The sequence below is a fragment of the Tateyamaria sp. 7Alg 36 genome, assembly GCF_059882455.1.
The window spans coordinates 1,587,645-1,613,738 of record NZ_CM187613.1; the positions used below are offsets into that span (position 1 = coordinate 1,587,645).

The 26,094-nt window shown below is 57.8% G+C and carries 20 protein-coding genes; 2 read left to right on the forward strand and 18 right to left on the reverse strand.

Annotation, left to right across the window (positions count from 1 at the left end; translation table 11 throughout):
• Positions 1 to 375: 375 nt before the first annotated feature.
• From AC6GQJ_RS07750 to rpsL, 9 genes are all read right to left on the reverse strand, one after another.
• Complete coding sequence (locus AC6GQJ_RS07750; protein WP_500773414.1) at positions 376 to 972, reverse strand: hypothetical protein; 597 nt, start codon at positions 970 to 972, stop codon at positions 376 to 378.
• Between the two features lie 130 nt (positions 973 to 1,102).
• Positions 1,103 to 1,399, reverse strand: coding sequence for a 50S ribosomal protein L23 (locus tag AC6GQJ_RS07755; protein WP_500773416.1), 297 nt, complete (start codon positions 1,397 to 1,399; stop codon positions 1,103 to 1,105).
• Positions 1,396 to 2,013: a 50S ribosomal protein L4 gene (rplD, locus tag AC6GQJ_RS07760; RefSeq protein WP_500773418.1), complete on the reverse strand. Its 618-nt coding sequence runs from the start codon at positions 2,011 to 2,013 to the stop codon at positions 1,396 to 1,398. The genes AC6GQJ_RS07755 and rplD overlap by 4 nt, the downstream gene beginning before the upstream one ends.
• Positions 2,010 to 2,840, reverse strand: coding sequence for a 50S ribosomal protein L3 (gene rplC, locus AC6GQJ_RS07765; protein WP_500773420.1), 831 nt, complete (start codon positions 2,838 to 2,840; stop codon positions 2,010 to 2,012). The genes rplD and rplC overlap by 4 nt, the downstream gene beginning before the upstream one ends.
• A 13-nt stretch (positions 2,841 to 2,853) precedes the next feature.
• Positions 2,854 to 3,168, reverse strand: a complete 315-nt coding sequence (gene rpsJ / locus AC6GQJ_RS07770; RefSeq protein WP_108838874.1) for a 30S ribosomal protein S10 — start codon at positions 3,166 to 3,168, stop codon at positions 2,854 to 2,856.
• Between the two features lie 159 nt (positions 3,169 to 3,327).
• Positions 3,328 to 4,503, reverse strand: a complete 1,176-nt coding sequence (gene tuf / locus AC6GQJ_RS07775) for an elongation factor Tu (RefSeq protein ID WP_500773422.1) — start codon at positions 4,501 to 4,503, stop codon at positions 3,328 to 3,330.
• A gap of 89 nt (positions 4,504 to 4,592) precedes the next feature.
• On the reverse strand, positions 4,593 to 6,719 hold the full coding sequence (gene fusA / locus AC6GQJ_RS07780) for an elongation factor G (RefSeq protein ID WP_500773424.1): 2,127 nt from the start codon (positions 6,717 to 6,719) through the stop codon (positions 4,593 to 4,595).
• 26 nt (positions 6,720 to 6,745) lie between these two features.
• Positions 6,746 to 7,216 carry a 30S ribosomal protein S7 gene (rpsG, locus tag AC6GQJ_RS07785; RefSeq protein WP_500773426.1) on the reverse strand — a complete coding sequence of 157 codons (471 nt, stop codon included), beginning with the start codon at positions 7,214 to 7,216 and terminating at the stop codon, positions 6,746 to 6,748.
• Positions 7,217 to 7,231: 15 nt separating this feature from the next.
• Positions 7,232 to 7,603: a 30S ribosomal protein S12 gene (gene rpsL / locus AC6GQJ_RS07790; protein ID WP_024809820.1), complete on the reverse strand. Its 372-nt coding sequence runs from the start codon at positions 7,601 to 7,603 to the stop codon at positions 7,232 to 7,234.
• A 333-nt stretch (positions 7,604 to 7,936) separates the two neighbouring features.
• Between rpsL and AC6GQJ_RS07795 the strand changes: the two genes are divergently transcribed.
• Complete coding sequence (locus AC6GQJ_RS07795; protein ID WP_500773428.1) at positions 7,937 to 8,743, forward strand: putative rhamnosyl transferase; 807 nt, start codon at positions 7,937 to 7,939, stop codon at positions 8,741 to 8,743.
• On the opposite strand, the gene AC6GQJ_RS07800 is transcribed toward AC6GQJ_RS07795, so the two are convergent.
• On the reverse strand, positions 8,709 to 9,596 hold the full coding sequence (locus AC6GQJ_RS07800) for a DMT family transporter (protein WP_500773430.1): 888 nt from the start codon (positions 9,594 to 9,596) through the stop codon (positions 8,709 to 8,711). The genes AC6GQJ_RS07795 and AC6GQJ_RS07800 overlap by 35 nt on opposite strands.
• A 172-nt stretch (positions 9,597 to 9,768) precedes the next feature.
• Between AC6GQJ_RS07800 and AC6GQJ_RS07805 the strand changes: the two genes are divergently transcribed.
• The gene (locus AC6GQJ_RS07805) at positions 9,769 to 11,331 is read left to right on the forward strand and encodes a peroxidase family protein (RefSeq protein WP_500773432.1); all 1,563 of its coding nucleotides are present in this window, start codon (positions 9,769 to 9,771) and stop codon (positions 11,329 to 11,331) included.
• A 7-nt stretch (positions 11,332 to 11,338) separates the two neighbouring features.
• Here AC6GQJ_RS07805 and AC6GQJ_RS07810 read toward each other — a convergent pair whose 3' ends face one another.
• From AC6GQJ_RS07810 to rplK, 8 genes are all read right to left on the reverse strand, one after another.
• Entirely contained in the window at positions 11,339 to 12,682 is a 1,344-nt protein-coding gene (locus tag AC6GQJ_RS07810) for an autotransporter outer membrane beta-barrel domain-containing protein (RefSeq protein ID WP_500773434.1), read from the reverse strand.
• 309 nt (positions 12,683 to 12,991) lie between these two features.
• Positions 12,992 to 17,236: a DNA-directed RNA polymerase subunit beta' gene (rpoC, locus tag AC6GQJ_RS07815; RefSeq protein ID WP_500773436.1), complete on the reverse strand. Its 4,245-nt coding sequence runs from the start codon at positions 17,234 to 17,236 to the stop codon at positions 12,992 to 12,994.
• A gap of 72 nt (positions 17,237 to 17,308) precedes the next feature.
• A complete protein-coding gene (gene rpoB / locus AC6GQJ_RS07820; protein ID WP_500773438.1) occupies positions 17,309 to 21,445 on the reverse strand; it encodes a DNA-directed RNA polymerase subunit beta in 4,137 nt (1,378 codons plus the stop codon).
• A gap of 295 nt (positions 21,446 to 21,740) precedes the next feature.
• On the reverse strand, positions 21,741 to 22,115 hold the full coding sequence (rplL, locus tag AC6GQJ_RS07825) for a 50S ribosomal protein L7/L12 (protein WP_500773440.1): 375 nt from the start codon (positions 22,113 to 22,115) through the stop codon (positions 21,741 to 21,743).
• Between the two features lie 72 nt (positions 22,116 to 22,187).
• Positions 22,188 to 22,703, reverse strand: a complete 516-nt coding sequence (gene rplJ / locus AC6GQJ_RS07830; RefSeq protein WP_500773442.1) for a 50S ribosomal protein L10 — start codon at positions 22,701 to 22,703, stop codon at positions 22,188 to 22,190.
• A gap of 311 nt (positions 22,704 to 23,014) precedes the next feature.
• Positions 23,015 to 24,718: an AMP-binding protein gene (locus AC6GQJ_RS07835; RefSeq protein WP_500773444.1), complete on the reverse strand. Its 1,704-nt coding sequence runs from the start codon at positions 24,716 to 24,718 to the stop codon at positions 23,015 to 23,017.
• 139 nt (positions 24,719 to 24,857) lie between these two features.
• Positions 24,858 to 25,556: a 50S ribosomal protein L1 gene (gene rplA / locus AC6GQJ_RS07840; RefSeq protein ID WP_500773446.1), complete on the reverse strand. Its 699-nt coding sequence runs from the start codon at positions 25,554 to 25,556 to the stop codon at positions 24,858 to 24,860.
• A gap of 1 nt (position 25,557) precedes the next feature.
• The gene (rplK, locus tag AC6GQJ_RS07845) at positions 25,558 to 25,983 is read right to left on the reverse strand and encodes a 50S ribosomal protein L11 (RefSeq protein WP_500773448.1); all 426 of its coding nucleotides are present in this window, start codon (positions 25,981 to 25,983) and stop codon (positions 25,558 to 25,560) included.
• Positions 25,984 to 26,094: the final 111 nt, after the last annotated feature.

A 26,094-nucleotide genomic window follows, 5' to 3' on the forward strand; every position in this document is an offset into this window, starting at 1 on the left:
GCAGCGACGCCTGGGCGACGCACTTTATGGCAGCCACACACGTCCCCAGATGTCAGCGGGCAGAGAGCGTGTGAAGTAGCGCCAGACCGCCGGGACGGCCCCTCTGGGCAGATTGCATCGCAATCGCCTGCTGGGTCAGCGCAGCCGCTCGTCCAGCGCCTGCGGCAAGTTCCCGGGCGGGAAAACAACGTTTTTTAAAATGGAATTTCTTCATCCAAATCACGCAAAGGGTTCGATGTGCTAGAACTTTTGTCGCTAGTGATTTGTTTAGGGCGGTCAGGCTTCGGCAATGTTTCGATAGGCTTAGAGTTGTCCCAAAAGATGTTCTTAACACGTTCCAACTGATCTATCGCGGGTTTGAGATTCCCACCAGCTTCACCAATTAATATGCTCAAGTCGAGTACACGCCCAAATGCAGCGTCTACTCAAGTCGAGTACACGCCCAAATGCAGCGTCTACTGTAGTCTTGTCCCGATCAACTTCCGACTGTAAAGACGAGATTTTTCTAAATATCTTATCTTTTTTGGCGCTTCCATCCACTTCCTGATTAACGATTTTTCTGATTTTTTCCAGCAGCGCCCCAATCTCAGATTTGTAATCAACAGATATTGAAATAAGAGTCCCTATATAACCTGACTGAATCCGACCCTTGCGAAGGGCAAATCGCGTGGTCATATACTCTACTTTAGATTTAAACCTGCCAAACTCACGATTGAAATCATCATTTCCTAATTCCGAAATATCCTCAATTTGAGTTTCAAGGGTATACTCGTCTAGAAATGCCAGAACCGCCGTTACGTATGAACGTTCTGGCTCGTACGAGCCCACATAATTTCCATGCTGATCAGAATTGTAGTCCCTATCTGACTTGGATTTAATTTCGTAGGCCTGTCTCACTTGAGCTTCGAATTCTGCAAAAGCCTCCTCACTGTTCTCTGGTAAGTCGCCAATGTTCACGTTGTCAAAGATCACAGTTATAGCTCCAATATATACCAAAATATGCAATGGTAATTTGGTTAAACGCTCCTAGGTATATCCGCAACAAAAAACCCCGGCCACTTTCGCAGCCGGGGTTCAAAACCTCCAACGGTAAACCGAAGTCTTACAGACCGGTTGTCACGTCGATCGTGTTGCCTTCTTCAAGCGTCACGTATGCTTTTTTGACGTCCTTGCGCTTGCCCAACGCACCACGGAAGCGCTTAACCTTGCCCTTCGTGATGGTTGTGTTCACAGCCTTAACCTTCACACCAAACAGCGCCTCTACGGCCTCTTTGATCATCGGTTTGTTGCTGTCCATCGCCACTTCGAAAACCACGGCACCGTTCTCGGACGCCATTGTCGCTTTCTCTGTGATGATCGGCTTGCGGATCACGTCGTAATGTTCTGCCTTGGCACTCATTTCAGTCGAGCCTCCAGTGCTTCGATACCCGCCTTTGTGATCACCAGAGTGTCACGCTTCAGGATATCGTATACGTTTGCGCCCATCGACGGCAGGATGTCCAAGCCTTCGATGTTGCGGGATGCGGCAAGGAAATCCGCGTTCACGGATGTCCCGTCGATGACCAGCGCGCGTTTCCAGCCAAGGTCTTTGACCTGTTTGGCCAGAGCTGCGGTTTTACCCGAAGTTGTCGCATCTTCGATGATCACCAGCTCACCCGCCGCCATTTTGGCGGAAAGTGCGTGGCGCAAACCGAGTTTGCGGAACTTCTTGGTCAGGTCGTGGCCGTGCGAACGGACAACGGGGCCTTTGTAGATACCACCACCGCGGAAGATCGGGGCAGAACGTGCGCCGTGGCGTGCGCCGCCGGTGCCTTTCTGACGATAGATCTTCTTGGTCGAGTATTTCACTTCGGACCGTGTCTTGACCTTGTGTGTGCCGGCTTGAGCGTTGTTACGCTGCCAGCGCACGACGCGGTGCAGGATGTCGGCACGTGGCTCGAGACCGAACAGGGCCTCGTCCAGTTCTACCGAACCGGCTTTGCCGCCGTCGAGTTTGATGACATCGAGTTTCATGCGTCACCTTCTTTCTTGTCTGCGTCAGCGACTTCTGCTTCAGCGGCTTCCATGGCTGCCTGCTCTTCTGCTGCGGCTGCTGCTGCGGCTGCTTCTGCTTCGGCTGCAGCTTCTGCTGCGGCTTCTTCAGCGGCTTTGGCGGCGGCGTCTGCGGCGGATTTCAGAGCGGCGGGCAGGATCGCGTTCTCAGGGAACGGTTTCTTCACCGCGTCCTTGACGGTGACCCAGCCACCTTTCGATCCAGGGACGGCGCCCTTAATCATGATCAAACCACGGTCGCTGTCTGTGCGGACAACTTGCAGGTTTTGTGTTGTCACGCGGGCAGCGCCCATGTGACCGGCCATTTTCTTGCCTTTGAAAACCTTGCCAGGATCCTGACACTGACCTGTCGAACCATGCGAACGGTGCGAGATCGAAACACCGTGCGAGGCACGCAGACCACCGAAGTTGTGACGCTTCATCGCACCGGCAAAACCTTTACCGATGGATGTGCCTGTCACGTCAACGAACTGACCTTCGAAGTAGTGATCGGCGATGATTTCTTCGCCCACGTTGATCATGTTGTCTTCGGTAACGCGGAACTCGACCAGCTTACGCTTGGGCTCAACCTTCTGAGCGGCGAAGTGGCCGCGCATGGCTTTGCTCACGCGTTTCACTTTGGGCGAACCTGCGCCAAGTGTCACAGCGGTGTAGCCGTCTTTGTCCGATGTACGTTGGCCGACAACTTGCAGCCCGTCCAATTGGAGAACGGTCACAGGGATCTGCTTACCGTCTTCCATGAACAGCCGTGTCATGCCGACTTTCTTTGCGAGAATTCCAGAGCGCATATCTATACCCTCCTTACGATTGCAGCTTGATCTCGACGTCCACACCAGCGGCGAGGTCGAGCTTCATCAGCGCGTCAACGGTCTGGGGGGTCGGATCAACGATGTCGAGAAGACGCTTGTGCGTACGGATCTCGAACTGGTCACGGGATTTTTTGTCAACGTGGGGGCCACGCAGAACAGTGAACTTTTCGATCTTGTTCGGCAGCGGGATGGGCCCGCGCACGGACGCACCGGTGCGTTTGGCGGTGTTGACGATTTCCTGTGTGGACGCGTCCAGCACACGATAGTCAAACGCCTTCAACCGAATGCGAATGTTTTGGCTTTGGATTGCCATGTCTCGAATTCCCTTATTGAGGGTCTTTCAACGGAGAGGAGGAGCATCGCGCATCGACACCCCTCATCGCGTCATTTTATTGTTGTCCGGCTGAAACAGCTTCAACCGCACGATTGCCGAGAAAGGCGCCCTTTTCAGGGCGCCTCCGCAGCCTTACTCGTTGATTTTCGACACAACGCCCGCGCCAACGGTGCGGCCGCCTTCGCGGATCGCGAAGCGCAAGCCCTGCTCCATCGCGATCGGTGCGATCAGTTCAACGCCGAACGACACGTTGTCGCCTGGCATGACCATTTCTGTGCCTTCTGCCAGTTGAACTGTGCCTGTCACGTCCGTTGTACGGAAGTAGAACTGTGGGCGGTAGTTCGCGAAGAATGGCGTGTGACGGCCACCTTCTTCTTTGGTCAGGATGTAGGCTTCAGCTTCGAACTTGGTGTGTGGGTTCACGGAACCTGGCTTGCAGAGAACCTGACCACGCTCGACCGCTTCACGGTCGATACCGCGCAGCAGGGCGCCGATGTTGTCGCCCGCTTCACCGCGGTCCAGCAGCTTGCGGAACATTTCAACGCCTGTGCAGGTCGTTTTCTGTGTGTCCTTGATGCCGACGATTTCGATCTCGTCGCCAACGTTGATCACGCCACGCTCGACACGACCGGTCACAACGGTACCACGACCCGAGATCGAGAACACGTCTTCGACGGGCATCAGGAACGGCTGGTCAACCGCACGCTCTGGTGTCGGGATGTACTCGTCAACGGCAGCCATCAGCTTGCGGATGGACTCTTCGCCGATTTCTGGCTTGTTGCCTTCCATCGCGGCCAGAGCCGAACCGGGGATGACGGGGATGTCGTCGCCTGGGTACTCGTAAGAGGACAGCAGCTCGCGGATTTCCATTTCCACCAGCTCGAGCAGCTCTTCGTCGTCAACCTGGTCAACTTTGTTCATGTAGACAACCATGGTCGGGATGCCAACCTGACGGCCCAGCAGGATGTGCTCGCGCGTTTGGGGCATCGGGCCATCGGCTGCGTTCACAACCAGGATCGCGCCGTCCATCTGCGCCGCACCGGTGATCATGTTCTTCACATAGTCAGCGTGGCCGGGGCAGTCGACGTGGGCGTAGTGACGGGTCTCTGTCTCGTACTCAACGTGCGCTGTCGAAATGGTGATCCCGCGGGCTTTCTCTTCGGGCGCGCCGTCAATCTGGTCATACGCCTGGAAGTCGCCGAAATACTTCGTGATCGCCGCTGTCAGCGTGGTCTTGCCGTGGTCAACGTGGCCAATCGTGCCAATGTTAACGTGCGGTTTCGTGCGTTCAAACTTTGCCTTTGCCATGGTGTTGGCTCCTCTTTTACTTGGTCGCGGTGGGCATGAACGCCCACCCTACGGGGTTGGTAGGGTGGGCAGATTGCCCACCGCTGAGATCACGCGAATTTCGCTTGAATTTCGTCGCTGATGTTCTGTGGCACAGCTTCGTAGTGATCGAACTGCATGGTGAAGTTCGCACGACCCGAAGACATCGACCGCAGCGTGTTGATGTAGCCGAACATGTTGGCCAGTGGCACAAAGGCGTCGATCGCAATCGCGTTGCCGCGTGTATCCTGACCTTGAACCTGACCGCGACGCGATGTGAGGTCGCCGATGATACCACCGGTGTACTCTTCTGGCGTCACGACTTCGACCTTCATGATGGGTTCCAGCATCTTCGCGCCGGCCTTCTTCATGCCTTCGCGCATGCCCATACGAGCAGCGATTTCGAAGGCCAGAACGGACGAGTCAACATCGTGGAACTTACCGTCGATCAGGGCAACCTTGAAGTCGATCACGGGGAAGCCAGCCAATGGGCCGCTGTCCATAACCGATTTGATGCCTTTTTCGACGCCAGGGATGTATTCCTTGGGAACAGCACCACCAACGATGCGGCTCTCGAAGGAGTAGCCTTCGCCTGGCTCTGTCGGCGAGATGATGAGTTTGACTTCGGCGAACTGACCCGAACCACCCGACTGTTTCTTGTGGGTGTATGTGTGCTCGACTTCGTGACCGATGGTCTCACGGTATGCCACCTGAGGCGCACCGATGTTGGCTTCGACCTTGAATTCACGCTTCAGACGATCCACGAGAATATCGAGGTGAAGTTCGCCCATGCCCTTCATGATGGTCTGGCCGGATTCCAGATCGGTTTCGACGCGGAAGGATGGATCCTCGGCGGCCAGACGGGCCAGACCTTGGGACATCTTTTCCTGGTCGGCCTTTGTCTTTGGCTCGACAGCGATCTCGATAACTGGATCGGGGAAGTTCATCGTTTCCAGAACCACGGGATCGTTCACTGCGGACAGTGTGTCACCTGTTGTGGTGTCTTTCAGGCCTGCCAGCGCGATAATATCGCCCGCAAACGCTTCGGTGATTTCCTCGCGGTTGATCGAGTGCATCATCATCATACGACCGACGCGCTCTTTCTTGCCTTTTGTCGCGTTCAAAAGCGTGTCGCCTTTGTTCAGGACGCCCGAGTAGATGCGGGTAAAGGTCAGCGAGCCGACGAATGGGTCGTTCATGATTTTGAACGCAAGGCCGGAGAACGCCATGTTGTCGTCCGCGCGGCGGGCGATGTTACGTGTCTCGGTCTCGTCACCGGGTTTGAAGCCCATGTAATCTACAACGTCCAGCGGGCTGGGCAGATAGTCGATCACAGCGTTCAGCAGAGGCTGTACGCCTTTGTTCTTGAACGCGGAGCCACAGAGAACGGGGATGAACTTGATGCCCAGCGTACCCTTGCGGATCAGCTTGCGCAGCGTGTCGACGTCGGGCTCTGTGCCTTCCATCAGGTACGCTTCCATCGCGTCATCATCCATTTCGACGGCGGTTTCGATCAGGTGGGCGCGCCATTCAGCAGCAGACTCTTTGAGGCTGTCACGGATTTCGCGTTGTTCCCAGGATGCGCCGAGGTCTTCACCGGCCCAGACCCATTCCTTCATGGTGACGAGGTCAACCATGCCTTCCAGTTCGGTTTCTGCACCGATTGGAATCTGGATGGGCGCAGGTGTGGCACCTGTGCGGTCCTTGATCATCTTAACGCAGTTGAAGAAGTCCGCGCCGATCTTGTCCATCTTGTTGACGAACACGATGCGTGGAACTTTGTACCGGTCGGCCTGACGCCAAACGGTTTCGGTTTGTGGTTCGACACCGGCGTTGGCGTCGAGAACAGCAACCGCACCGTCGAGAACCGCCAGCGAACGCTCAACTTCAATAGTGAAGTCAACGTGGCCGGGGGTGTCGATGATGTTCATCCGGTACTTGGTGTCGGATGTCGCATCGGCGGTTGGCTCTTCCTGACGCTGCCAGAACGTGGTTGTCGCAGCAGAGGTGATGGTGATCCCACGCTCTTGTTCCTGCTCCATCCAGTCCATCGTCGCGGCGCCATCATGCACCTCACCGATGTTGTGGGACTTGCCCGTGTAGAACAGGATGCGTTCCGAACACGTGGTTTTGCCGGCATCAATGTGTGCCATGATGCCAAAGTTACGGTAGCGTTCGAGCGGATAATCGCGTGCCATGGGATATGGTCCTCAGGGTGTCTGGTTTACCAACGGTAATGGCTGAACGCTTTGTTGGCGTCGGCCATCTTGTGTGTGTCTTCGCGCTTTTTCACAGCGGTGCCGCGGGACTGTACTGCGTCCATCAGCTCGCCTGCGAGGCGCTCTTCCATCGTGTTCTCGTTGCGCTTGCGCGATGCAGTGATCAACCAGCGGATGGCCAGTGCCTCACGGCGCTCGGGGCGGACTTCGACGGGCACCTGGTAGGTGGCACCACCGACGCGACGCGAACGAACTTCGACGGACGGTTTGATGTTGTCGAGCGCTTCGTGGAACACTTCCACAGGGGCGCGCTTGATCTTGCTTTCGACCCGATCGAACGCGTTGTAAACGATGCGCTCTGCTGTCGATTTCTTACCATCGACCATCAGGTTGTTCATAAACTTGGTCAGTACCTTATCGCCATACTTGGCGTCTGGCAGGACTTCGCGTTTTTCGGCGGCGTGACGACGTGACATCTGCTGCTCTCCTTCTTATTTGGGGCGCTTGGCGCCGTATTTCGAACGGCGTTGCTTACGGTCTTTGACGCCTTGGGTATCCAGGACGCCGCGCAGGATGTGATAGCGCACACCGGGAAGGTCTTTCACACGGCCGCCACGGATCAGGACAACAGAGTGCTCCTGAAGGTTGTGGCTTTCACCGGGAATATAGCTGATGACCTCGAAGCCGTTGGTCAGACGCACTTTGGCGACTTTCCGCATGGCCGAGTTCGGCTTTTTAGGTGTCGTTGTATAAACGCGCGTACATACGCCCCGTTTTTGCGGGTTGCCCTCAAGGTGGAGCGACTTCGAGCGTTTTACTTTAGGCTGGCGCGGCTTGCGGATCAGCTGTTGGATCGTTGGCATTGCAGGTATGTTCCCCGTCTCATCAACACATGTGTCATGCGGGTCATCCCCGCGGTTTCAATTCTCTACTCCCGTGCGTCCACGAAAGCGCAAAAACCGCTATCGCTCCCGTGAGGGGCGACGCGGTGGGTTTCCAGAGGATCGGGCCAATGCAGGGGCCGGATCGTGTCCACTTCGGTTCTGATTTCGGTTTCGGGGGTAAACCCGTCCCGAGATAGCGGGCGTATAGGGGGAGTCGCAGGTGCTGTCAACACAGCTAGTGGCTTGCGCCGCCCCCCAGCATCACGGCATGGTCTTTGCAACACTTCCCGCCAGAATGACAGGGCTTTCATAATGCAGGTGCTTGGACTTTGCCGATTTTCCTATCCCGCCATCGGTGGTTTTCAGGTTGGACATGAAACCATCGAGGAACGGATGGACTATCTGTGGGCCGAGGACCGGCTGGAAGAACGGTTCCGACTGCTCGAAACCATGGCCCTGCCCTGTCTGCGCGCGCAAACCGATCAGGATTTCGATCTGCTGATTCTGATCGGCGATCAATTCCCGAAAAAGCACCGCGACCGGCTGCATGACCTGACAAGCGACCTCAAGCAGGTGCAGATCCTCGCACATGCGCCGCATAACAGCCGCGAGATGAGCAAGATGGTACTGAACGAGGCGCGGCGTGATCCGTCGAGCCCCTGCATCCAGTTCCGACATGATGACGACGATGCCTGCGCCGTGGACTTCATCGAAAAGCTGCGGCAGGCAGCAGCAGACTCTGCGACGCTGGTGGCCAAGCACAAGACCGTCGCCTTTGACTGGAACCAAGGCTACATCGCCGAAGTCGGTGCGGAAGGTATCTCGGCGACGCAGATTTACCGCGCGTTCTATGTCTCGGCCCTAGGGGTCCACATTCAGGGCAATTGCCCGATCACGATCCACAACTTCATGCATGAACGTCTGCCCCAGTTCATGCCCTGTGTGACCTATTCCGATCCCGATATGTTCGTGCGCACCCATAACGGCTATAACGATAGCCGCCAGAAAAAGGTGAAGGATTGGCCAGTGGAACCACTGACCGCCAAGCAAGAGAACCTGTTCCTCGACCGGTTCGCGGTGGACATCAACGCAGTACGGGACGTGTTCTCGCGCGCTTGACGCGCCCTTCGCGGTACAGGGTGAACAGGCCCGTACCGACCACCACGCAAGCCCCGATCAGGGTCAGCCCCGTGGGCCAGTCGCCAAAGACCAACCATCCCAGCAACAGCGCCCAGATCAGGCCGGTATAACGGAACGGCGCGACAAAGCTGATATCGCCCACCCGCATCACCTGCACCGAAAAGAAATAGGCGCCAATGATGCACAGCGCCGCGCCCCCGATCAGCAGGCCAAGGCGCGGAGTGATCGGCACCCACTCTTCGGTGGTCGAAAACAGGCCTGCGCAGAGCGTGATTACCGCAGCCCCCACAAAGGTCACCATCATCGACGGCACCTGCGCCGACAGACGGCGCGTGGCCAGATCGCGCACCGTGACGCAGATCACAGCCAGCAGCGCATAGCCTGTCCAAAGGTTGAACCCCTCCGGCCCCGGGCGCACGATCAAAAGCATCCCCATGAACCCTAGCAGAATGGCCGACATACGCTTCCAGCCCAGCGGCTCGCGGAACACCAGTGCAGCGCCGATGGCGACCGTCAGGGGCAGCACCTGCAAGATCGCCGTCACGTTTGCCAAGGGCAGGTTCAGCAGCGCCGTGACAAAGAAGAACGCCGCCGCCGCATCTGCGACCGACCGGATGCCGATCACGCCCCAGTCGGCGCGCGACACGTCCAGCCGCAGTGCCCCCAGACGACGGGCCAGCGCATAGATCACCGTGGTCGCCAGTACTCCGCGCAGGAACAGCATCTGCATCAAGGGCACCGCCCCGTCCGTCATCTTGATCAGCGCATCATTGAAGGTGAAAGCCGCCATAGAGGCCATCATCAGCAGCGCACCCGTGGTATTGGGAGACATAAGTCACAACTTTCCCGAGGTCATGTCGCGGGACGCTAGCGCAGCGCGGAGCGGCACGCCAGTGGGGTGCGTATTGGTCCGACCAAACCGCCCGCAAAGGTAAATGTAGCCAACCGCAGGTTGTTGCGGCACACTGGCGCCATTTCAAAATCCATTTTGCGAGGTCTATTTCATGTCCTTCCTGTCCTATTCCACCAAGAAAAAACTGTTCGGCATTATCGAGGCGATCCCCCCCTTGGCCCGCATCGCCAACCGCTGGGCGATCAACCGCACCATCCGGCGCGCACGCCCCCGCCCTCACCCGCTGAGCACCGTGCACGACTATGTCTCATGGCGCGGGTTGACCGACAGGCGGTGGAGCGGTCGGCACCTGCCCCCGCAACGTCGCGGCAATGCACCGGAAATCGACGCCCTTCTCGACCTGTTCGAACGGCCCGACGGACAGCAACGGATGTGCCCGAAATCGACCTGCCTGTTTCCGGCCTTTGCGCAGTATCTGACCGACGGGTTCCTGCGCACGGAATCCGACGGGATGACCGCACGGGGCGACGACCCCGCATCGCGGTTCCGGCGCAACACGTCCAACCATGAAATCGACCTCTGTACGCTCTACGGGCGCAGCTACGCGCAGACAAACGCACTGCGCCTAGGCGCGGACACCAAGGGACAGAGAGGGCGCCTGCGCAGCCAGATCATCAACAACGAGGAATACCCCCCCTACTATTACCGCGATGGCAAAGTGGACCCCGACTTTGTCGCGCTGGACCCGCCCTTGGGGCAAAGCGATCTGGACGAGGCGCGCAAGGCGACCCTGTTTGCCGTGGGCGGGGATCGGGTGAACTCGGTCCCGCAGGTGGCAATGATCAACACGCTGTTCCTGCGCGAACACAACCGCGTCGCAGGCAGGATCGAGGCGGCCCATCCAGACTGGGACGACACCCGCATCTTCGAAACCACGCGCAACACGATCATCGTGCTGTTCATCAAGGTGATGATCGAGGATTACATCAACCACATCTCGCCCCTGCCCTTTGGTCTGCGCACCGATGCATCCGTCGCGTGGGAGGCCGCGTGGAACAAGCCGAACTGGATCACCACGGAATTCAGCCTGCTCTATCGCTGGCACGCGTTGATCCCCGACCGGATCACTTGGGACGGCACCGAACACGATCTCGCCTCAACCTTCATGAACACCAAGCTGCTGACCGATGCAGGGTTGCTTGCAGGTTTTCGCGACATCAGTACCACCCCCGCAGGCGAGTTGGGGCCGCGCAATACGGCCAAGCCGTTGCTGCATGTGGAACGGGCGTCGATCCATCAGGACCGCGCCTGCCATCTGGCCAGCTTCTCGGACTATTGCGCCTATCTGGGCCAACCTCGCCCCACGGGATTTGACGATATCAGTTCGGACCCCGATGTGGCGGCCCTACTTGCCAAACATTACACCCACCCGCGCGAGGTGGATTTCCATGTCGGCTTGTTCTGCGAGGATCGCGTGGCCAACAGCCCGCTACCCAACCTTGTGCTGATGTTTGTCGCCCTTGATGCGTTCAGTCAGGCGCTGACCAATCCGCTGCTGTCCAAGAACGTCTACAAGCCCAGCACGTTCTCCGCCGAAGGGTGGGACACAATCGCCAGCACAGCCACATTGCGCGACATCGTGGATCGCAACGTGGCAGGGGGCGTCGGCAACACGTTCATCGGGATGACGCGCGCCGACTGGGTGCCGGAGTGACGACCCCTTAAAAGGTCATCGACACCTGCAACGCGCCCGAATAGCTGATCGTGCCGGTGCCAATGCCGCCCACTTGGATGTTGGTGTCCAGAACCGTGTTGCCGCCCAGCCCGATGGAATAGCCGAACTGTGTGCTGCCGCTCCACCCTGTGTCGTCATACTGGCCCGAGGTCAGGACCGTCGGCGCGTCTGTGTCAAAGTAGTTGGCACTGGCCCCCATGGTCAGCACGCCGCCGCCAAGTGCTGCGGACATCACTGCCCCGAACCGCGTCTCGGTAAAGTCGACCTTGTCGTTCAGGCCCGCGGTTGCAAGCGATCCGGTCGTCGCGGTCAGCTTGGTCTCGCCTGCCTCGATGCCAAAGAAGGGCGTCAGGGTCACAGTTTCACTAAGCGCAAAGTCGCGCGAAACGTTTGCGGTCAGGGCATACATTTCCCCTTCGGCCGTGGCTGCGCCCGACCCCGAGGTGATGGTGCCATAGCCGATGTCGCCGTATACCAGCGACGCCGACCCGCGCCATGTGCCGTGGGTCCAGCCGATATAGGGCTGCACCAGCGTCTGTGACCCCTCATAGGAAAAGCCCGTGGTTTCCGCGTTCAAATCGCCCACGCCCACGGCAAGACCGGCGACGATCGACGTACCGATCGCAACGTCCGCACCGAACTGGAGCATCTGCGTATCAAAATCGCGCGTGTTACTGTCCGCGCTGATGGCCGACAGACGGACCCACGCATTCACGTCGCCCATAAGGGATGCGGTCTCGTCCGTCTGGACCTTGGGTGCCTTACGCTTGGCGATGCTGCGCTGCACGACGTCATGGATATTGGCGTTCGCGATTTTCAAGGAATAGCGTCCACCTTGCGAAAAGACCGCCGCTAGTTCGTCAAGTTGTTCCTGTGTCGATGGACCCCAGCCAAAGAATGCGCCGCCAAGCGTTACGCTGTAATCCAGGGAACCGGGCAAGAAGGTCAAACCATCTTCAAAAAACAGGACAAGGGTGTATTCGCCCTCAGGCGGCACGGCCGCCGTGTAATCCTCGGCCGGATTGTTTTCGCGCCATTGCTGAAAATATGTCAGAGGAATGGTGTCCGAAGGTACGTCGACGAACTCACCCGGGACGATAATGACACCGACGTTCTGCGCCGAGGCCCGCTCGAACAGAAGCGAAAACGGGGCTTGCCCCGTTACCGTCAGTTCATAGGGCCGCAAAACAAATTGGGCATAGTTGCAGGTCGGCGACTGGCATTGCTGAAACTCCGGATCATCGAAGTTGCCGGTGACAACTGTTTGCGCCTGCGCGGACATTGCGGCGGAGAGACTAATGAACAGTGAACCGAAGAGCGCGTGTTTCATGATTGTGGAGCCTAAATGAAAATACCTTTCCCGCACGGTAGGCGATTTTTTGCCGGCTGCGAGAATTCATTTGCCGTGGGGTCAATTCGGCGTGGCTGTGGTGCAATTGCGCAGCAGGCTTGCAACCTATGGCAATCGCCGATCCACGATCTGTCGCCTACGCCGATTATTGCGTAATCAAACTGCGCCGCACGTTATGCAATTGGCCGATATCGCATTCTGCGCAACTCCTCGCACCGTATTCGGGACGCAATAAAAAACCCCGCCACATGGGCGGGGTTTTCTAATTTCTCAGTTAGATCGCAACGTTTAGTCGCGGCTTTCCTCGGACGTGTCGATGACCGTGTTGAACACATCGCCACCCACCACATCGTCTGCCGTAGGCGCGGCCAGTGCGGCGGCGGCTTCGGCTTCTTCGCGGCGCGCTTCGATCACGACATTGTCGCGCTCGGAGGCAATCTTGCGCACGGCTTGGGTTGCCCCACCTGTCCCTGCTGGGATCAGACGGCCCACGATGACGTTTTCCTTGAGGCCCACCAGCTTGTCTTTTTTGCCCTGAACCGATGCTTCGGTCAGAACGCGGGTGGTTTCTTGGAAGGACGCCGCCGAGATGAACGAACGTGTCTGCAAAGACGCTTTGGTGATACCAAGCAGGATCGGTTCGCCCTGTGCGGGGCGGCCCTTTTTCGAGACGGCTTTGGCGTTTGCCGCGTCGAATTCCTGTTTGTCCACATGTTCGCCCTTGAGCAACGTGGTGTCGCCGCTGTCGCTGATTTCCCATTTCTGGAGCATCTGACGCACGATGACTTCGATGTGCTTGTCGTTGATCTTCACACCTTGCAGTCGATACACGTCCTGCACTTCGTCGATCATGTAGTCGGCCAGCGCCTCGACACCCATAATGGCAAGGATGTCGTGCGGTGCAGGGTTACCATCCATGATGTAGTCGCCCTTCTGGACGAAATCGCCCTCGGCCACTGGGATGTGTTTGCCCTTGGGCACCATGTACTCGACCTTCTCCATCGACTCGTCGCTGGGCTCGATCGCGATACGGCGCTTGTTCTTGTAGTCCTTGCCGAACCGCACATAGCCGTCGATTTCCGCGATGATGGCGTGGTCCTTGGGGCGACGTGCCTCAAAGAGTTCGGCCACACGTGGCAGACCACCGGTAATGTCCTTGGTCTTGGCGCCTTCACGCGGGATACGCGCAACAACGTCACCAGCGACAACCGCTTGGCCTTCTTCGATCGACAGAACCGCATCAACAGACATCGGATAGGTCACTGGGTTACCCGCATCGTTGCGGACCGGCTCGCCGTCTTCGCCCACCAGAATGATTTCCGGCTTCAGCTCGTTGCCACGGGCTGCCGAGCGCCAGTCGATCACGATCTTCTGTGTCATACCGGTCGCATCGTCGGTCTCGTCACGCACGGCGATGCCGCTGACCAGATCGACGAATTTGGCTGTACCCGATTTCTCGGCAATAATCGGCAGGGTGTAGGGATCCCACTCGAACAGTTTGTCGCCGCGTTTCACATCCTGACCTTCGGTGACGAACAATGTCGTACCGTAGCCCAGCTTGTGGCTTGCGCGCTCTTCGCCGTTCTCGTCCTGGATCACCAGCTTCATGTTCCGGCCCATGACAAGTGTCTGGCCGCTGGAGTTTTCCAGCGTCTGGGCGTTCTGGAAGACGATCTTGCCTTCTTGGGACGCTTCGAGGAACGACTGCTGGCCACCTTGGGCAACGCCGCCGATGTGGAACGTCCGCATCGTCAGCTGTGTACCGGGTTCACCGATGGACTGTGCCGCGATGATGCCGACAGCCTCGCCAGTGTTGACCATTGTACCGCGTGCAAGGTCACGACCGTAGCAGGTCGCGCAGACGCCTTCTTCGGCCTCACAGGTCAGAGGCGAACGGATGCGCATCGACTGCACCGCGAATTCGTCAACCGAATCCGCCATACGTTCGTCGATCAGCGTGCCGTTTGCGATCAGCACTTCGTCTGTGCCCGGCTTCATCACGTCCTCGGCTGTGACACGGCCCAGCACACGTTCTGCCAGCGACGAGACGACTTCGCCGTCGTTCACCGCAGCTTCGGCTGTGATCGCCATGTCGGTGCCGCAGTCGCGGTCCCGCACGATGCAGTCCTGTGCAACGTCCACCAGACGACGTGTCAGGTAACCCGAGTTCGCCGTTTTCAGAGCGGTATCGGACAGACCTTTCCGCGCGCCGTGTGTCGAGTTGAAGTATTCAAGAACGGTCAGACCTTCCTTGAAGTTCGAGATGATCGGCGTTTCGATGATGTCGCCGTTCGGCTTGGCCATCAGGCCGCGCATCCCGCCGAGCTGTTTCATCTGTGTCACCGAACCACGGGCACCGGAGTGGGCCATCATGTAAACCGAGTTCGGTTCACGTTCGGACCCGTCCGCGTCAACCTGAGCGGCCGAGATCGACCCCATCATCGCGTCCGTCACCTTGTCGTTACACTTCGACCATGCATCGACAACCTTGTTGTACTTCTCACCTTGGGTGATCAGGCCGTCCATATACTGCTGTTCGAAATCCTTAACCTGTTCGCGGGTTTCGTCCACGATGGGCCATTTGGATTCTGGGATCAGCATGTCGTCCTTGCCGAACGAGATGCCGGCCTTGAACGCGTGGCGGAAGCCCATGGTCATGATCTGGTCACAGAAGATAACCGACTCTTTCTGACCGCAATAACGGTAGACGGTGTCGATGACCTGCTGCACTTCTTTCTTACGCAGCAGACGGTTGACCAGTTCGAACGGTGCCTTGTTGTTGAGCGGCAGAAGCGCGCCCAGCAGTACACGACCAGGTGTCGTGTCAAAGCGTTCCATGACCTCAAGGCCTTCGGCGTTGATCTGGGGCAGACGTGCCTTGATCTTGGTGTGCAGGTGCACAACGCCAGCGTCCAGCGCGTGCTGAACTTCCTCGATCGAGCCGAACACCATGCCTTGGCCTTTCAGGCCTTCGCGTTCCAGCGTGACATAGTAGAGGCCCAAGATCATATCCTGCGACGGAACGATGATCGGCGCGCCGTTTGCAGGCGACAGAACGTTGTTCGTCGACATCATCAGAACGCGCGCTTCCAGCTGTGCCTCAAGGCTCAGCGGGACGTGCACGGCCATCTGGTCACCGTCAAAGTCGGCGTTGAAGGCAGAACAGACCAGCGGGTGCAGCTGGATCGCTTTGCCTTCGATCAGGACAGGTTCGAACGCCTGAATGCCCAAACGGTGCAGCGTCGGCGCACGGTTCAGCATGACAGGGTGTTCGCGGATGACTTCATCCAGAATATCCCAAACTTCGGGACGCTCTTTCTCCACCAGCTTCTTGGCTTGCTTGACGGTCGAGGACAGGCCCTTTGCTTCAAGACGCGAATAGATGAACGGCTTGAACAGCTCCAGCGCCATCTTTTTGGGCAGACCACATTGGTGCAGCTTCAGCTCCGGACCGGTCACGATGACCGAACGGCCCGAGAAGTCGACGCGCTTACCCAAAAGGTTCTGACGGAAGCGGCCTTGCTTGCCTTTCAGCATGTCGGACAGCGATTTCAGCGGACGCTTGTTGGCACCGGTGATCACGCGGCCACGGCGGCCGTTGTCGAACAGCGCATCCACAGATTCCTGCAACATCCGCTTTTCGTTACGCACGATGATGTCGGGCGCACGCAGTTCGATCAGACGCTTCAGACGGTTGTTCCGGTTGATCACACGACGGTAGAGGTCGTTGAGGTCGGACGTCGCGAAACGGCCACCATCCAGCGGCACCAGCGGGCGCAGTTCTGGCGGGATCACGGGGATCACTGTCAAAACCATCCACTCGGGGCGGTTGCCGGATTCAAGGAAGGACTCAACCACCTTCAGGCGCTTGATGATTTTCTTGGGCTTCAACTCGCCTGTCGCTTCTTTGAGGTCGGCGCGCAGGGTTTCTGCTTCGGCCTCAAGGTCGATCTGGCTCAGCATCTCGCGGATGGCTTCGGCACCGATATTGGCGGTGAAGGCGTCCATGCCGAACGCATCCTGCGCGTCCATGTACTCTTCTTCGCTCAGCATCTGGCCATAGGACAGATCTGTCAGACCGGGTTCGGTCACGACGTAGTTTTCAAAGTACAGAACACGTTCCAGATCGCGCAGCGTCATGTCCAGCATCAGGCCGATGCGGGATGGCAGCGATTTCAGGAACCAGATGTGTGCAACGGGCGCGGCCAGTTCAATGTGGCCCATCCGCTCGCGGCGGACTTTTTGCAGCGTGACCTCCACACCGCATTTTTCGCAGACAACGCCGCGATATTTCATGCGTTTGTATTTACCGCACAGGCATTCGTAATCTTTGATCGGGCCAAAGATACGCGCACAGAACAGGCCGTCACGCTCGGGCTTGAAGGTCCGGTAGTTGATGGTCTCGGGCTTCTTGATCTCGCCAAAAGACCACGAGAGGATCCGTTCGGGCGATGCCAGCGAGACCTTGATTTCGTCAAAGACCTTTGGCGGCGTCAGCGGGTTGAACGGGTTGTTTGTAAGTTCCTGGTTCATTTTCAAATCCTTGAAAGGGAGGCAAAGGGAAACGTCGGATAAGGCGCACCGAAGTGCGCCTTATTTGGTCCGTTATTCGTCTTCCTCGGCGTCCAGGAGTTCCATGTTGAGGCCCAAACCGCGGACCTCTTTGACGAGAACGTTGAAGGATTCCGGCACGCCGGCTTCAAAGTTGTCCTCACCTTTCACGATGCTTTCATAGACCTTCGTCCGGCCTGCCACGTCATCCGATTTCACCGTCAGCATTTCCTGCAGGGTGTAAGCGGCGCCGTAAGCTTCCAGAGCCCAGACTTCCATCTCACCAAAGCGCTGACCACCGAACTGCGCCTTACCACCCAGCGGCTGCTGTGTGACGAGCGAGTATGGTCCGGTCGAACGCGCGTGAATCTTGTCGTCCACAAGGTGGTGCAGTTTCAGCAGGTACTTGATGCCGACCGTGACGGGGCGGCTGAACTGCTCGCCCGTACGACCGTCAAACAGTACCGACTGACCGGAAGTCGAGAAGCCCGCACGTTCCAGCGCATTGTTCACATCCGCCTCTTTCGCACCGTCAAAGACGGGCGTGGCGATTGGAACACCGCGCGACACGTTGCCAGCCGCTTCGACCAGCTGATCCTCATCCATGCCAGCAATGCCTTCTTCGTAGACATCGTCGCCATATGCGAGGCTCATCGCCTCACGCACAGGGGTCAGATCGCCGGAGCGTTTATATTCCTGCAGCGCCTCGTCAACGTTCAGACCCAGACCGCGTGCGGCCCAACCCATGTGGGTTTCGAGGATCTGACCGACGTTCATCCGCGATGGAACGCCCAGCGGGTTCAGACAGAAGTCAACCGGCGTACCGTCCGCAAGGAACGGCATGTCTTCCATGGGAACAACCTTGGAAATAACACCTTTGTTGCCGTGACGACCGGCCATCTTGTCGCCCGGTTGCAGCTTGCGCTTCACCGCCACGAACACTTTGACCATTTTCATCACACCCGGGGGCAGATCGTCGCCGCGACGGACTTTTTCGACCTTGTCCTCGAAACGGGCATCCAAGGCACGCTTTTGCGCCTCGTACTGCTCGTTCAAGGCTTCGACGACCTGAGCGGACTGTTCGTCCTTCAGGGCAATCTGCCACCATGCGGAACGTGGATAGGCTTCGAGCGTGTCGGCATCGACTGTCGCGCCAGCTTTCAGACCTTTCGGACCCTTGGCGATTTCCTTGCCCAGCAGCATGTCGCCCAGACGGGCATAGATGTTGCGGTCAAGAATGGCCAATTCGTCGTCGCGGTCACGGGCAAGGCGTTCGACTTCCTCACGCTCGATCTGCAGGGCACGTTCGTCCTTTTCAACGCCGTGACGGTTGAACACACGCACTTCCACCACAGTACCGAAGTCACCGGGTTTCACGCGCAGGGATGTGTCACGCACGTCGCTGGCTTTCTCACCGAAGATGGCGCGCAGAAGCTTTTCTTCCGGCGTCATCGGGCTTTCGCCCTTGGGGGTGATCTTACCAACAAGGATATCGCCCGGCTCAACGTCGGCACCGATGTAAACGATGCCCGCTTCGTCGAGGTTACGCAGCGCTTCTTCGCCCACGTTGGGGATGTCGCGTGTGATTTCCTCTGGGCCGAGTTTCGTGTCACGTGCGGCGACTTCGAATTCCTCGATGTGGATCGAGGTAAAGACGTCATCACGGCTGACACGTTCCGAGATCAGGATCGAGTCTTCGTAGTTGTAACCGTTCCACGGCATGAACGCGACGACCACGTTCTTACCAAGGGCCAGTTCACCCATATCGGTGCTTGGACCGTCAGCAATCACTTCGCCCTTCTGAACCGTGTCGCCCACTTTCACCAGCGGACGCTGGTTGATGCAGGTGTTCTGGTTCGAACGCTGGAATTTGCGCATGCGGTAGATATCAACGCCCGCATCGCCCAGTTCGAGGTCATGCGTGGCGCGGATCACGATCCGTGTCGCGTCAACTTGGTCGATGATACCGGCGCGTTTGGCCATGATGGCCGCACCGGAGTCGCGCGCAACCACTTCTTCGATGCCGGTGCCGACCAGCGGCGCCTCGGCTTGAAGCAGCGGAACCGCCTGACGTTGCATGTTCGACCCCATGAGGGCGCGGTTGGCGTCGTCGTTTTCAAGGAACGGGATCAACGAGGCAGCGACCGAAACCAACTGTTTCGGGCTAACGTCGATCAGGTCCACGCTTTCGACGGGGGACAAGGTGTAGTCGCCCGATTTACGTGTGTTGACCATTTCGTTGTTGAAGCGACCGTTTGCATCCAGCGACGCGTTGGCCTGCGCCACAGTGTGACGCATCTCTTCGGTGGCCGACATGTAGTGGACTTCGTCTGTCACCTGACCATCGGTCACAACGCGGTATGGCGTTTCGATAAAGCCGTACTTGTTCACGCGGGCAAATGTGGCCAGCGAGTTGATCAGACCAATGTTCGGACCTTCGGGCGTTTCAATCGGACACATCCGGCCATAATGGGTCGGGTGAACGTCGCGCACTTCAAAGCCCGCACGCTCGCGTGTCAGACCGCCTGGCCCAAGGGCCGACAGGCGACGCTTGTGCGTCACTTCGGACAGCGGGTTGGTTTGGTCCATGAACTGCGACAGCTGCGAAGAGCCGAAGAATTCACGCACAGCCGCCGCTGCCGGTTTCGCGTTGATCAGATCCTGCGGCATCACAGTGTCGATTTCGACGCTGGACATACGCTCTTTGATCGCGCGCTCCATACGGAGCAGACCGACGCGGTACTGGTTTTCCATCAGTTCGCCGACCGAACGCACACGACGGTTGCCGAGGTGGTCGATGTCGTCGATGTCGCCCTTGCCGTCGCGTAGTTCCACGAGGGCCTTGATGCAGGAAACGATGTCTTCGCGGCGCAGGGTGCGCTGCGTGTCTTCGGCATCCAGTGCCAGACGCATGTTCATCTTCACACGGCCAACGGCGGACAGGTCATAGCGTTCGCTGTCAAAGAACAGCGTGTCGAACAGCGCCGACGCCGCATCCACGGTGGGCGGTTCGCCCGGACGCATAACGCGATAGATATCCATGAGCGCGGTTTCGCGATTCATGTTCTTGTCGTTCGCCATGGTGTTGCGCATGTAGGGGCCGACATTGACGTTGTCGATGTCCAGAACAGGAATCTCGGTGATGCCGGCATCAACCAGTTCCTTCACGGTACCACCGATCAGCGTGCCGTCCTTGTCGTACTCAAGGGTCAGCTCATCACCGGCTTCGACGTAGATCGCGCCGTTTTCTTCGTTGATGATGTCCTTGGCGACGAATTTGCCCACGATGTGCTCGTAAGGGACCAGCAGGTCCGAGACCTTGCCTTCGTCGATCAGTTTCTTGACGGCACGTGGTGTGACCTTCTTGCCAGCTTCGGCAATGATCTCGCCTGTGGCGGCGTCGACCAGATCATAGGTCGGACGCGTGCCGCGCACACGCTCGGGGAAGAATGGTGTAACCCAGCCCTTGTTCTTCTCCAGCTTGAACGTGACGGTGTTGTAATAGGCATCCATGATCGCCTCTTGGTCCAGACCAAGAGCGTACAGAAGCGTGGTAACAGGCAGTTTGCGGCGACGGTCGATGCGGCAGAACACGATGTCTTTTGCGTCGAATTCAAAGTCGAGCCAGCTGCCGCGATAGGGAATGATGCGGCAGGCAAACAGCAGTTTACCGGAAGAGTGCGTTTTGCCTTTGTCGTGATCAAAGAACACGCCGGGCGAACGGTGCATCTGGGAAACGATCACACGCTCGGTGCCGTTCACGATGAACGTCCCGTTCGGGGTCATCAGGGGCATGTCGCCCATGAACACGTCTTGTTCCTTGATGTCTTTGACCGATTTTGCGCCTGTGTCTTCATCGACATCAAACACGATCAGACGCAGCGTCACCTTCAAAGGCGCGCTGTAGGTCATGTCACGTTGCTGACATTCCTCGACGTCGTACTTGGGCTTTTCCAGCTCGTACTTGACGTATTCCAGAACGGAAGTTTCATTGAAGTCCTTGATCGGAAAGACGGATTGGAACACGCCCTGGATGCCATCGCCATCCGTTGGGGTCTCTGCGTCGCCGGAATTCAGGAACAGGTCATAAGAGGATTTTTGAACCTCGATGAGGTTCGGCATATCCAGAACTTCACGGATTTTGCCATAATATTTACGAAGACGTTTCTGGCCAAGGAACGATTGCGCCATAAGCTAAGTCACCTTTCAGCATTTCTCTGGGTGCTGCGATACCGTCGGGCTACGGCATGCTGCCCCTTCGAGAGGATGGATCTCAGGTCAATTCACGGCCACCGTCCCACCGGTGGCCTCCCGACCGTTAAAACCGCATCTTGGAAAAGACTTTCAGGAAAAGCCCTTGCCAAGACGGGTCGGGCCGGACACGCGATATGCGCATCCAGCCCAGTGTTTTCAAGGGGGCGCGGGAAACGTGGCGTTTCCCCTACCGATTTCCGATGCCGGAAACCGCCCCCGTCCCAAGCGGGACTTAGGCCAGTTCGACCTCGGCGCCAGCTGCTTCCAGCTTGCCTTTGATGTCTTCGGCTTCGGCTTTGTCGACGCCTTCTTTGATCTTGCCACCGGCTTCGACCAGGTCTTTGGCTTCTTTCAGGCCAAGACCTGTGATGCCGCGGACTTCTTTGATGACGTTGATTTTCGATGCGCCTGCGTTTTTCAGGACGACGTCGAATTCTGTTTTTTCTTCCTCTGCGGCGCCAGCACCGTCAGCAGGACCCGCCATCATGACTGCGCCACCGGCTGCAGGCTCAATGCCGTATTCGTCCTTGAGGATCGTTTTCAGTTCTTGTGCTTCCAGCAGGGTCAGACCAACGATGTCTTCTGCCAGTTTTTTCAGATCAGCCATTTTATCAGCTCTTTCCGTTTCGATTAATGTGTTCCAACGCGTGAGATTTTCACACGCCGCTCAGACGTTTGCTTACGCTGCCGCCTTGTCCTCGATCGTGGACAAGATGGACGCAATGTTGCTTGCAGGTGCGCCAATGGCCCCGGCGATGTTGCTTGCAGGTGCGCCAAGCATGCCTGCGATGGTGCTGATAAGCTCCTCGCGCGAAGGCATCTTCGACACAGCCGTAACACCGGCACGGTCCAGAGCGTTCTCTCCCATTGCACCACCAAGGATGACGAACTTGTCGTTTTCCTTGGCGAAGTCCTCGGACACTTTGGCGGCTGCCACAGGGTCTTCGGAATAGGTCAGAACGGTCATACCCGTCAGATAGTCGGCGATGCTTTCGCAGGGCTTCCCATCCAGGGCGATTTTGGCGAGCCTGTTTTTGGCAACACGAACGCTCGACCCGTTGTCGCGTGCACGGGCACGCAGGTCTTGCATTTCGGCAACTGTCAGACCGGCGTAGTGGGCAACCACAACGACGCCAGAGCTTTCAAAGATCTGGCCGAGTTCCTCGACCACTTTCTCTTTCTGGGCTCTATCCACAGTTTCACTCCAATTATAGGAGGGGCGGACCCCTCCGGCTCGTTTTCACCGCACAAAGAGTGCGCGGCAATCGGGTCCTTACGGGTCGTCGCAGCCCAAAGCCTGGAACACACCAGGCTGGAATGTCTCTTCCCGTCTCGGGTAGGAATTATGACCGGCATATCCCGATCACCCACCGTCTCGGACGAAATAATAGGCCGGCTGCGAATCACAGACGGCCTATTAATGGCTCACTTAGAGGTTTTATGCCGCTAGGCCAAGGGCGTTCAGGTGAAAACTTGCCCCTGCCCGCCCTGCACTAGGCCCGCGCCTTACCCGAAATGTTCGTCCCGCAACTGTCGGCGCAGCACTTTTCCCGATAGTGTAACTGGCACTTCGTCGACGAAACGGATGTCTTTTGGGATCTTGTAATTGGTCAGTTTCTCGCGGCAAGCGGCTTCGACCATCTCTTTGGTCAGGCTGTCGTCAGCGCGCACGATAAAGGCCACCGGCGTCTCGCCGGTCTTTTCATCCGCCACGCCCACCACGCCGACCTGCACCACTCCCGGCAGAGTCGAAATCGTATCCTCGATCTCGTTCGGGGCGACGTTAAAGCCCGAGACAAGGATCATGTCCTTCTTGCGGTCCACAATCTCAAGATTGCCGTCGGCATCCATCACCCCGATATCGCCAGAGTAATACCAACCGTCCTTCAGGACATCATTGGTGGCATCGGGATTGTTCAGATATTCCTGCATCAAGGCCGGACTGCGTGCGATGACCTCGCCCTGCTCACCCAGCGGGACATCCTTGCCCGCGTCATTCACGATCCGCACCTCGGCCCCTGGCACGGGCACACCGACCTTGCCGAACTTGTTATGCGCGGGCGGATTGAAGGTCAGGATGCCGGACACTTCGGTCATCCCATAGCCTTGGAGGATTTCGACGCCGGTCGCGTCCTGCCATTTCTGCGCCACGCCAGTTTGCTGCGCAGCCCCGCCGGATCCGCAGAACCGGATAGAGGAGAAAAGTTTGCGGTCGAACCACGGCTCGGCCATCAGGCCCGCGAACAGCGTGTTGATGCCGGTGAACCACGTGATCTGGTACTTCTCGAACGCGGCTTTCAGGTTGGACGGCGGGCGCGGGCTGGGCGCGAGAACCGCATGCGCCCCGATCGACAGGGCCGAGATGAAGATCAGCGAAAACGCCGTGATGTGGTAAAGCGGCAGCGCAACGAGCGTGGTTTCCTGCCCCTCATGCAGAATGTCAGCGGCCATCAAGCGCCCCTGTTCCGCATTAGTCAGGATCGCATGGTGCGACAGCGCCGCGCCCTTGCTGCGCCCCGTGGTGCCGCTGGTGTATTGATACAGCGCGACGGATTGCGGCGTCGTGCCCGCCCAATAGGCTCGAACATTCCGCGTTCCTGCCCGCTTGCGCCCCTTGGCCAGCGCATCCGGCATCTTGGTGAACGCGGTTTTCATTTCCGGCACAACCTTGCGCACCCGTTTCAGCACAAAGTTCAGCAGCGTCTTTTTCAGGAAAGGAAAGTAATCCGCGATCGACATGACCACGACATGTTTCACACCTGTATTGGCAATGATCTGGTCCAGTTTGTCGCCAAACAGGTTGATGATGACGATGGCCTTGGCGTTGCTGTCGTTCAACTGATGCTCAAGCTCGCTGGGCGTATATAGCGGGTTCACGTTGGTCCCGACACAGCCCGCCAGCGCAATCCCGAGCGAGGCTACACAGAACCCGATACAGTTGGGCGCCATGATCGCCACGGTATCACCCGCGGACAATTTCAGATCTTCGCGCAGATAGGTGGCGAAATCCTCGGCATGGGATTTCAGTTCATTATAGGTGACGGTGGTTTCTGCGCCCGTGGGCAGAATGGTCGTCAGCGCCGGTTTGTCGCCATATGCCGCCACGGCCCGCTCGAACATGTCGGGCAGCGTTTTTTCCGACATCTGGTTGGCGTCAAACTGTCTGGCTTCTTGCGAAAAATACTTGTCCCACGGTTTTTCCTGACCCATGTTTCGTCCCTCCCTGACTTCTGGAAGACAGCCTACATGAAATCCGCAATCCGCGACAAAAATCCGCACGTCACTATGCGAAAAAAATAAAACCGGACCGCTTGCGCGATCCGGTTCAATTCGTGTGCTTTAGAAAGGCTTACTCGGCGATTGCGCTGTCAACGTTGACGCTGACGCCTGGGCCCATTGTGGAGCTCAGCGAGACCTTTTTCATGTAAGTCCCTTTGGACCCCGATGGCTTGGCCTTGGCGACTGCACCAACAAAGGCACGGACGTTTTCGGCCAGCTTGGCTTCGTCAAAGGATGCTTTGCCGATACCAGCGTGGATCACACCGGCTTTTTCCACCTTGAACTGGACTTCGCCGCCTTTAGCCGCTTTCACAGCCGCTTCGACGTCCATGGTCACGGTGCCGACTTTTGGGTTCGGCATCAGGTTGCGGGGGCCAAGCACTTTACCCAGACGGCCAACGATTGGCATCATGTCGGGTGTCGCGATGCAGCGGTCGAATTCGATTTTGCCGGACTGGATGGTTTCCATCAGATCCTCTGCGCCAACGATATCCGCGCCTGCTTTTTGCGCTTCTTCGGCTTTTGGGCCACGTGCGAACACAGCGACGCGCACGTCTTTACCTGTGCCGTTTGGCAGACCGACAACACCACGAACCATCTGGTCCGCGTGGCGAGGGTCAACACCGAGGTTCATCGAGATTTCGATGGTCTCGTCAAACTTGGCTTTGGCGTTGTTCTTGACCAGCGACACGGCCTCTTCGACGGTGACGTCGGACTTGCCTGCGAATGCTTCGCGGGCGGCGGTTGTGCGTTTTCCGTATTTTGCCATCTTACTTCACCTCGATGCCCATAGAGCGGGCAGAGCCCAGAATGATCTTCATCGCGCCTTCGATGTCGTTGGCGTTCAGATCGGCCATTTTCGCTTCGGCGATTTCACGCACCTGAGCGACGCTGACAGTGCCGATTGTTTCGCGCGATGGCGTTTTGGCACCGGAGGAAACCTTGGCAGCCTTCTTGAGGTAGTAGGACGCTGGTGGCGTCTTGATGTCCATCGAGAAGGATTTGTCTTGGTAATAGGTGATCACGGTCGGGCATGGGGCGCCGGGCTCCATGTCTGCGGTCTTGGCGTTGAACGCCTTGCAGAATTCCATGATGTTGATGCCGCGCTGACCCAGTGCGGGGCCGACGGGTGGGGACGGGTTTGCCTGACCTGCTTTAACTTGCAGCTTCATCGTCCCGACGAGTTTCTTGGCCATGAGCCATTCTCCTTTTCAACTCCCGAACGTCGCGACGCCGGGATGCGGTTGATGTGGTCCGGCAGCAGACAACGCGTCGTCCTCGCCTCCCACATGGGATGTCACCAAAAA